At 60.2% G+C, this 7310-nt stretch carries 9 protein-coding genes; 2 read left to right on the forward strand and 7 right to left on the reverse strand.

The annotated features are described in order from the left end of the window. Positions 1–2: 2 nt before the first annotated feature. A complete protein-coding gene (locus GHO42_RS14745; RefSeq protein WP_095001291.1) occupies positions 3–1103 on the reverse strand; it encodes an efflux RND transporter periplasmic adaptor subunit in 1101 nt (366 codons plus the stop codon). Between the two features lie 89 nt (positions 1104–1192). On the opposite strand from GHO42_RS14745, the gene GHO42_RS14750 reads away from it, so the two are divergent. After that, the gene (locus GHO42_RS14750) at positions 1193–1834 is read left to right on the forward strand and encodes a TetR/AcrR family transcriptional regulator (protein ID WP_095020563.1); all 642 of its coding nucleotides are present in this window, start codon (positions 1193–1195) and stop codon (positions 1832–1834) included. Between the two features lie 131 nt (positions 1835–1965). Here GHO42_RS14750 and GHO42_RS14755 read toward each other — a convergent pair whose 3' ends face one another. Further along, positions 1966–2748 (reverse strand): class I SAM-dependent methyltransferase, encoded by a 783-nt coding sequence (locus GHO42_RS14755; protein ID WP_095001289.1) that lies wholly within the window; start codon positions 2746–2748, stop codon positions 1966–1968. 93 nt (positions 2749–2841) lie between these two features. Between GHO42_RS14755 and GHO42_RS14760 the strand changes: the two genes are divergently transcribed. Further along, positions 2842–3462 carry an energy transducer TonB gene (locus tag GHO42_RS14760; protein WP_095026623.1) on the forward strand — a complete coding sequence of 207 codons (621 nt, stop codon included), beginning with the start codon at positions 2842–2844 and terminating at the stop codon, positions 3460–3462. Here GHO42_RS14760 and GHO42_RS14765 read toward each other — a convergent pair. The 5 genes from GHO42_RS14765 to GHO42_RS14785 form a co-directional block, all read right to left on the reverse strand. Then, positions 3459–4322 (reverse strand): DUF72 domain-containing protein, encoded by an 864-nt coding sequence (locus tag GHO42_RS14765; RefSeq protein ID WP_095018180.1) that lies wholly within the window; start codon positions 4320–4322, stop codon positions 3459–3461. The genes GHO42_RS14760 and GHO42_RS14765 overlap by 4 nt on opposite strands. Positions 4323–4326: 4 nt before the next feature. After that, a complete protein-coding gene (locus tag GHO42_RS14770) occupies positions 4327–4614 on the reverse strand; it encodes a hypothetical protein (protein ID WP_095018181.1) in 288 nt (95 codons plus the stop codon). A 116-nt stretch (positions 4615–4730) separates the two neighbouring features. Further along, positions 4731–5414 (reverse strand): tRNA (adenosine(37)-N6)-threonylcarbamoyltransferase complex dimerization subunit type 1 TsaB, encoded by a 684-nt coding sequence (gene tsaB, locus GHO42_RS14775; protein ID WP_095018182.1) that lies wholly within the window; start codon positions 5412–5414, stop codon positions 4731–4733. Between the two features lie 95 nt (positions 5415–5509). After that, complete coding sequence (gene adk / locus GHO42_RS14780) at positions 5510–6157, reverse strand: adenylate kinase (protein WP_095001284.1); 648 nt, start codon at positions 6155–6157, stop codon at positions 5510–5512. Between the two features lie 286 nt (positions 6158–6443). Next, positions 6444–7310: phosphoenolpyruvate carboxylase (locus GHO42_RS14785; RefSeq protein ID WP_153384160.1), on the reverse strand; the 867-nt coding region annotated here is incomplete at its 5' end.

A 7310-nucleotide genomic window follows, 5' to 3' on the forward strand; every position in this document is an offset into this window, starting at 1 on the left:
GATCACTCCTTGGCCGCAATATTGATTGCCCGGTTGGAGCGATCAATCGGCCGCACCTCCTGGCCGGGATGCAACACATGCACACCGGCGGCGACAATCCAGTCATCGGCCGTAAGGCCTTCGAGCACCGGCACGCTGCTTTCGCCAAACGGCCCCACACGCACGGGCACCTGCTCCAGCTTGTTGCCCTGGCCCACCCGCCACACATAGGACGCACCATTTTCCGCAGTCAGGGCCGACAACGGCACCGACAGCGAGCTGACACCTTCACTCTGAATAAACACCCGGGCACTTTGTCCCAGTTCGGCAGGCACTTTGCCAGCGGTGAAAGCGATACGGGCAGCAAAGGTGCGCGATTTAGGATCAGCTGAAGGCGACAGTTCGCGGATGCGACCGCTGAAGCGCTGGCCAGGCTGCGACCACAACTCGACCGCTACCGGCATACCTATCTTGAAACGGCCAAAATCCTGTTCCGGCAAGCTGATCAACACCTCACGCTCGCCATCGGCAGCCAGGGTAAACACCGTTTGCCCGGCATTGACCACCTGCCCCACTTCGACCTGGCGCTGGGCAATCACACCGTCTTGCGGCGCACGCAACACCGCATAACTCGCCTGATTGCTGGCCACGTCCTGCTCGGCCTTGAGCTGTTGCAGCCTGGCTTCGCCTGAGCGGTAGAGGTTTTCGGCGTTGTCGAACTGCGAACGGCTGACCATCTGCCGGTCCAGCAGGGTCTTGTAGCGGTCGCGCTCGGCACGCACCAGGTTCAGGTTGGCCTGCCCGGCGGCGACCTGGGCGCGGGTGGCGTCCAGTTGCAGGCGCACGTCCTGCGGGTCCAGCTCGGCCAGCGGCTGATTAGCCTTGACCCGCTCCCCCTCGTCCACCAGACGCTTGGTAACTTTGCCGCCAATGCGAAACGCCAACTGCGGGTCAAAGCGTGCCCGCACTTCGCCGGGGTAACTCTGGCTGGCCAGTGCCGAAGGCTGCGGTTGCACCACCATCGCCGGGCTGATGCTGATTTTTGCGGGCTCCTGCTGCCCACACCCAGACAATAAAAACAGCAGACACACAGGCACAGCGCGGGGCAAGGCATGGCGCAACATGGTGATGACCTTTCGCTAATGGGGCTTGGAATATTTATACTGGCAGCATGTTATTAATACTAAACTCACCAGTCCAGTAATAAACGGATATGTCTGACAATCCTTTACCCCCCAATGCCCTCGGGCGCCCCAAGGACCTGGCAAAACGCCAGTCGATCCTCGACGCCGCCAAAACCCTGTTTTTGACCAAGGGCTATGCCAACACCAGCATGGATGCGGTTGCGGGTCTGGCAGGCGTGTCAAAACTGACGGTCTACAGTCACTTCACCGACAAGGAGACCCTGTTTTCCTCGGCCATCATGTCCAAATGCACCGAACAGTTGCCGGTACTGTTCTTTGAATTACCTGCAGGCAAGCCGATCAAGGATGTATTGGTGAACATTGCCCGTGGTTTTCAGGTGCTGATCAACAGTGAAGAGTCGCTGAACCTGCATCGCCTGATGGTTGCCCTGGGCAGCCAGGACCCGAAGCTGTCGCAGATTTTTCTGGAGGCCGGGCCGGAGCGCGTGGTGCACGAGATGGAGGGGCTACTGCGCAAGATGGATCAAAGTGGCGCGCTGCAGATCGACAACCCCCATTATGCGGCGGAGCACTTCTTCTGCATGCTCAAGGGCGCGCCGAACTTTCGCCTGCTGTTTGCTGGCGGTGAACCGCCGGGGCCTGAGGAAAGCGAGGCCCATGTGCAGGAAGTGGTGGGGATATTTATGCGGGCGTATCAGCCATTGTCGTGAGACCGCGGCGCCTTTTAGCCTCACCCCAACCCTCTCCCGGAGGGTGAGAGGGCTGATCTGTGGTGTTACGCAGATTTGCTTTTACCTTTTAGGCCCCTCTCCCTCCGGGAGAGGGCTAGGGTGAGGGGCTTTTAAGGTTTCAATGCTTTTTTCGGATAAATATCGTAACGACTCGACTTACCATCCAGCGCATGGCTCGGCTTGGGCCCGGCAATGCACGGTGCCTTGCGCGGGCGCTTGACCACCACCCGGTGGCTGGCCAACGCCAGCGCAGCTTCCAGCAACGCCGGGGCATCGTTGTCATCACCCACCAATGGCCGGAACAAGCGCATTTCCTTTTTCACCAGGGCGGTTTTTTCGCGATGGGGGAACATCGGGTCCAGGTAAATCACCTGCGGCGGTTCGCCTTGCCAATTGCGCATCACTTCGATCGAATTGCCCTTGAGCAAGTGCATACGCGACACGATCGGCGCCACCTCAAAGTCATCCAGACCACGGGCCAGCCCGTCTTCGAGCAAGGCACCGATCAGCGGCTGGCGCTCGATCAGGCTCATTTCACAGCCCAGGCTCGCCAGCACAAATGCATCCTTGCCCAGGCCCGCCGTGGCATCCAGCACCCGCGGGCGCACACCCTGCTGGATGCCCACGGCCTTGGCGATCATCTGCCCCGTGCCGCCGCCAAACAAACGGCGGTGGGCCGCGCCACCTTCGACAAAGTCGACCCGCACCGGGCCCGGCGCATCTGCGCCCAACTGCTGCAGCTGCAAACCCTGAGCGCTCAATTGCAAGGCGAACTCGGCGTCCGGTTCGTCCAGCGACAAACCCAGACGCTCGGCCCATTGCTCGGCCAGGGCCTGATAAGCTTCGTCCAGTGCCTCGACTTTGATACGACAGCCCGCTGTTTGCTCAATCATCTAAAAACACGCTCAAAAATTTAATGATCGGCAAAGACTGCCGATAAATGAAATATCCGGCATTTTGCCAGAGCTGAGCGCCAACCGAGAGTTATGTCAGACATTCAATCCGCATCTATCGGCTTTATTGCGCCCATTGGTGACTTTGGCCGACACAATTCCCAGATCACAGGAAGCGTCAACCACCTGTGGAAGGACTTCTACGCCCAGGCATTGGCCGAGCAGTCCGGTACTGAAGACTATGCGACGGTTGATACAGCGCCGACAGCCAAAAATGAAAATGCCGAGCCCCGTGGCGGCAGTGAGGTTTTGGGCACTATCGTGACCCAGCGCCACTGCGACGTTCAGGACACTGAACTGCGCCCGCCTGAAGCCCTGTTTTTGCCCATTGCCGAATTTGAACTGGACCTGCTGCCACCGCCCGGCGTGCCCTACCCGCCTGAGGTCATTGTCGAGCAACAACACCAGCAGGATTTCAACACTACGTGGGTGCGCCCAGTAGTCATGGCTCAGGGCCATCCGCTGCCTGAACCGGGCCCTGCGCCTGAACCTCGCGCGTTGCATCTGCCCATTGCCGAGTTTGAGTCTGACTTGCTGCCGCCGCCTGCCGAGCCCTTCGATGCCATGACCCTGATCGAGCAACAACGGGCCATGGATTTCGATCTGGGCTGGGCACGCCCGCTGGTGGTCAACAACTTGCGCCTGGCGGCTTAAAGCAGGCCTAGTTGTTCGCGACTCTGGGGGGGATGCAGCTCGGGCAATGCCGGCAACCCAGGTAACCTTTCACTCAGTTGAAGATGAAAACGCCGTGCCAGTTCCGGAGCACGGTGATTGTCCGGCGTGTGCAAAAAAACATAGGGCGTGCGCCCTTCCTCGATCCAGCCCGCGACTTTTTCAACCCAGGGCACCAGGTAAGGATCGTTGGCCTCAAGCTCCGGACGGCCAATAAAACGCACCTGCGGACATTGCGTGAAAGCCGCCGGACGTGGGGGCACCCTGGGCTTTTTCGATTGTGCGTGAAGCACGGCAGGGTCGCCCGAATCACAACTGAACAGTGCCCGCGAATCAAGGCAGATACGCTCAACCCCTCGATCCATCAGCAGACGATTGAGCAGGCGCTCGGCATCGCCCTTGGCGAAGAACTCCGGATGCCGCACCTCAACGGCCAACGGCCTCTGCAAGGCGTCCACAAAGCTCACCAGCTCCGCCAGGCGCTGTGGCCCGAAGCTTGCCGGGAGTTGTAGCCAAAATGGCGCTACACGCGCTCCCAAGGGCTGCAACAGTTGCAGGAAGTCTTCGGCTGCATGCAATTGCTCGCGCAAATCACCGCCGTGACTGATATCCCGAGGGAACTTGGCCGTCAGCCGAAAGTGTTCAGGCAGGCTTTGTGCCCATCGGACCACCGTGGTCGGTGCAGGCCTGGCGTAAAACGTGGTGTTGCCCTCGACCGCATTGAACACCTGCGCATACAGGCTCAGAAAATCCGCCGGGCGGGCGTTTTGCGGATACAGCCCTTCGCGCCAGGCGTTTTCACTCCAGGACGGACAACCGAGGTAGTAAGGAAGGTCAGTCATGTACTCAGATGTAAAGATCCAGGCCCAGCACTTCCTGTTCCCAGTCGACGAAGCCTGCGGTGGTCAGGTAGCTGGCAAGGGCACTGGCCGCGCTTTTGCTCATGGCGCGCTGGAAGATCATGTCTTGCGAGCGCACCGGCAACTGGCTGATGCGCTCGGCGCCGGAGGATGTGCGGGGGGTGTTTTCGGGCGCAGCCTCAGTGTCTTCAACCGACTCATCAACCACCGCCTGACCATTACGCGGCTTGCGCTTGATGGGGTATGACCGGGGAGAAAAGCTGTCAATGCGCATGGCTGCATGCTCTGTAACGATAGATACAATTTAGCGGCGCAGGGCAGACTAAGCAAATGGGCCGGCCATTTTGTAGCAGCAGCCTCGCTCCGCTCGGCAGCTGCTACAAAAGTGGATCAAACGCCACGTTCGGCTTTTGTAGCCGCTACCTTGTCGCGCAGGTACACAGGCTGGGCGTCATCGGCACGGATGGCTTCGCCGCGGGCCCAGGCAAAGCGGGCCAGGGTCAGCAGGTCTTCGGCGTGGGGCAACATGCCTGCGTCCATTGCATACGGCTTGACGTTCAAGCGCTCGGCATAGCCCCAGCCAGTGCCCGCGCCATACCAGTCGCCTGTAGCACCATCGGGCAAGGCCGCAGCCTCAGGCGCCAATACCGCTTCAGCGCCTTGCAGGCGCATCTCACCCGCTTCTTCGCGGTAGCAGCCCCAATACACCTCGTCCATGCGTGCATCGATCGCCGACACCACCTGGGTTGCGCCGTGCTCACGGTGAGCACGCTGGGCCAGGACCGCCAGGTTGGAGATCGGCAACACCGGGCGCTCCAGTGCAAAGGCCAGGCCCTGAACCACGCCAATGGCAATACGCACACCGGTAAAGGCACCAGGCCCGCGACCGAAGGCAATGGCCTCAACCGCCGACAGCTCGACACCGGCCGCGGCCAGCAGCGCCTTGATCATCGGTAACAGCTTTTGCGCATGCAGGCGCGGGATCACCTCGTAGTGGCTAGTAACCTTGCCATCGTGCAACAAGGCAACTGAGCAAGCTTCAGTCGCGGTATCCAGGGCCAGCAAGGTGGTCATCGGTGTTCCCGTCAGAATCAGAATTGAAAAAAGTGCAGCAGTATAAACAACAACAGCCCGCAAGCGGGCTGTTGTCATGACGCAAAATCGACTTATCAGCTCAGTGCTTCAAGCACCTTGGCCGTGATCGATTCGACCGAGCCAACGCCTTCAACGTGGCTGTACTTGGGCTTGCCCTGAGCAGCGGCCAGCTTCTGGTAGAAGTCCACCAGCGGCTTGGTTTGCGAATGGTAAACAGACAGGCGGTGACGAACGGTTTCTTCGGTGTCGTCCTTGCGCTGTACCAGATCTTCGCCGGTCACATCGTCCTTGCCTTCAACCTTTGGCGGGTTGTAGACGGTGTGGTACACACGGCCCGAGGCTTCGTGTACACGACGGCCAGCAATACGCTGGACGATCTCTTCGTCTTCAACGGCGATTTCCAGCACGTGGTCCAGCTCGACACCGGCTTTAACCAGCGCTTCAGCTTGCGGAATGGTGCGCGGGAAACCGTCGAACAGGAAACCGTTTACGCAATCCGGCTGAGCAATGCGCTCTTTGACCAGATTGATGATCAGGTCGTCGGAAACCAGGCCACCGCTGTCCATCACGCCTTTGGCGATCAGGCCCAGCTCGGTGCCGGCTTTTACGGCTGCACGCAACATGTCGCCGGTGGAGATTTGCGGGATGCCAAATTTTTCAGTGATGAACTTTGCCTGAGTACCTTTACCGGCCCCGGGAGCTCCCAGCAGAATTACGCGCATCGATGTGCTCCTCAAATTTTTTATTTAAATGACAACAAACTCGCCTCTTTGGGCCAGTCTCAAAATCGGGTTATGGCCATCAAAACGGCCAAGGGCTGATCAAGATACACAGCAGGCCCGGCCCACACAAGCCGCCCAAAGTAGGAAAAATTACAGCCAAACGGGCCTGTGCGGCCGGGTGTCACAGGTCGCAACCCCACAATAAAGTGTCGCGCCCGCGCAGCGATCGGCATCCAGTCTGCCGTGTCCCCGTCCGCTCTGGCGCGACATTTGCCGCTGTTTTGCCTTAGCCGGTGTTGCGCAAGCCGGCCGCGATCCCGGCCACAGTCACCAGCAACGCTTGTTCCAGAGGGCTGTCCTGCGCCGCTTGCTGGCGACGCGAGCGTGCCAGCAGCTCGGCCTGCAATAGATGAAGAGGATCAAGGTAAGTGTTGCGCAAACGGATGAACTCGAGCGTCTCCGGGCTATGTGCCATCAACTGCGCCTGCCCGGTCAAGCCCAGCACCACTGCGCACGCCTGCGACAATAAGTCGCGTAAGTGCGCACCCAATGGCAGCAGTTCCGGGCTCACCAGGCGCTCGTCGTAAAGCCGGGCGATATCGGCATCGGCCTTGGCCAGGACCATTTCCAGCATGTCGATACGGGTGCGAAAGAAGGGCCACTGCTCACGCATTTGTGCCAGTTGATCACCTTCACCGCGCTCCAGTGCACGACGCAATGCAGTTTCCCAACCCAGCCAGGCGGGCAACATCAGGCGGGTCTGGGTCCAGCCAAAAATCCACGGGATGGCCCGCAGGCTTTCAATGCCCCCTGCCCGGCGCTTGGCCGGCCGACTGCCCAGAGGCAAGCGGCCCAGCTCCTGCTCCGGAGTGGACTGGCGAAAGTACTCGACGAACTGCGGATTATCCCGCACTACGCCACGGTAGGCAGCGACCCCGTCTGCCGCCAGCTCATCCATCAGTACCCGCCAGCCCGGCTCCGGCAGGGGCGGTGGCAGCAAAGTGGCCTCCAGCACGGCGGCCAGGTACAGGTTGAGATTTTGCTCGGCAATGTCCGGCAGGCCGAATTTGAAGCGAATCATTTCGCCCTGTTCAGTGGTGCGGAAACGCCCCGCCACCGAGCCCGGCGGCTGCGACAGGATGGCCGCGTGAGC

This window comes from Pseudomonas sp. FSL R10-0056, assembly GCF_009600105.1.
Taxonomy (GTDB): domain Bacteria; phylum Pseudomonadota; class Gammaproteobacteria; order Pseudomonadales; family Pseudomonadaceae; genus Aquipseudomonas; species Aquipseudomonas bubulae.

Excerpts from the sequence above, each read along its gene's own strand:
- GHO42_RS14745 (WP_095001291.1), bottom strand. The coding sequence starts at position 1,103 with ATGTTGCGCCATGCCTTGCCCCGCGCTGTGCCTGTGTGTCTGCTGTTT.
- GHO42_RS14750 (WP_095020563.1), top strand. The coding sequence starts at position 1,193 with ATGTCTGACAATCCTTTACCCCCCAATGCCCTCGGGCGCCCCAAGGAC.
- GHO42_RS14755 (WP_095001289.1), bottom strand. The coding sequence starts at position 2,748 with ATGATTGAGCAAACAGCGGGCTGTCGTATCAAAGTCGAGGCACTGGAC.
- GHO42_RS14760 (WP_095026623.1), top strand. The coding sequence starts at position 2,842 with ATGTCAGACATTCAATCCGCATCTATCGGCTTTATTGCGCCCATTGGT.
- GHO42_RS14765 (WP_095018180.1), bottom strand. The coding sequence starts at position 4,322 with ATGACTGACCTTCCTTACTACCTCGGTTGTCCGTCCTGGAGTGAAAAC.
- GHO42_RS14770 (WP_095018181.1), bottom strand. The coding sequence starts at position 4,614 with ATGCGCATTGACAGCTTTTCTCCCCGGTCATACCCCATCAAGCGCAAG.
- tsaB (WP_095018182.1), bottom strand. The coding sequence starts at position 5,414 with ATGACCACCTTGCTGGCCCTGGATACCGCGACTGAAGCTTGCTCAGTT.
- adk (WP_095001284.1), bottom strand. The coding sequence starts at position 6,157 with ATGCGCGTAATTCTGCTGGGAGCTCCCGGGGCCGGTAAAGGTACTCAG.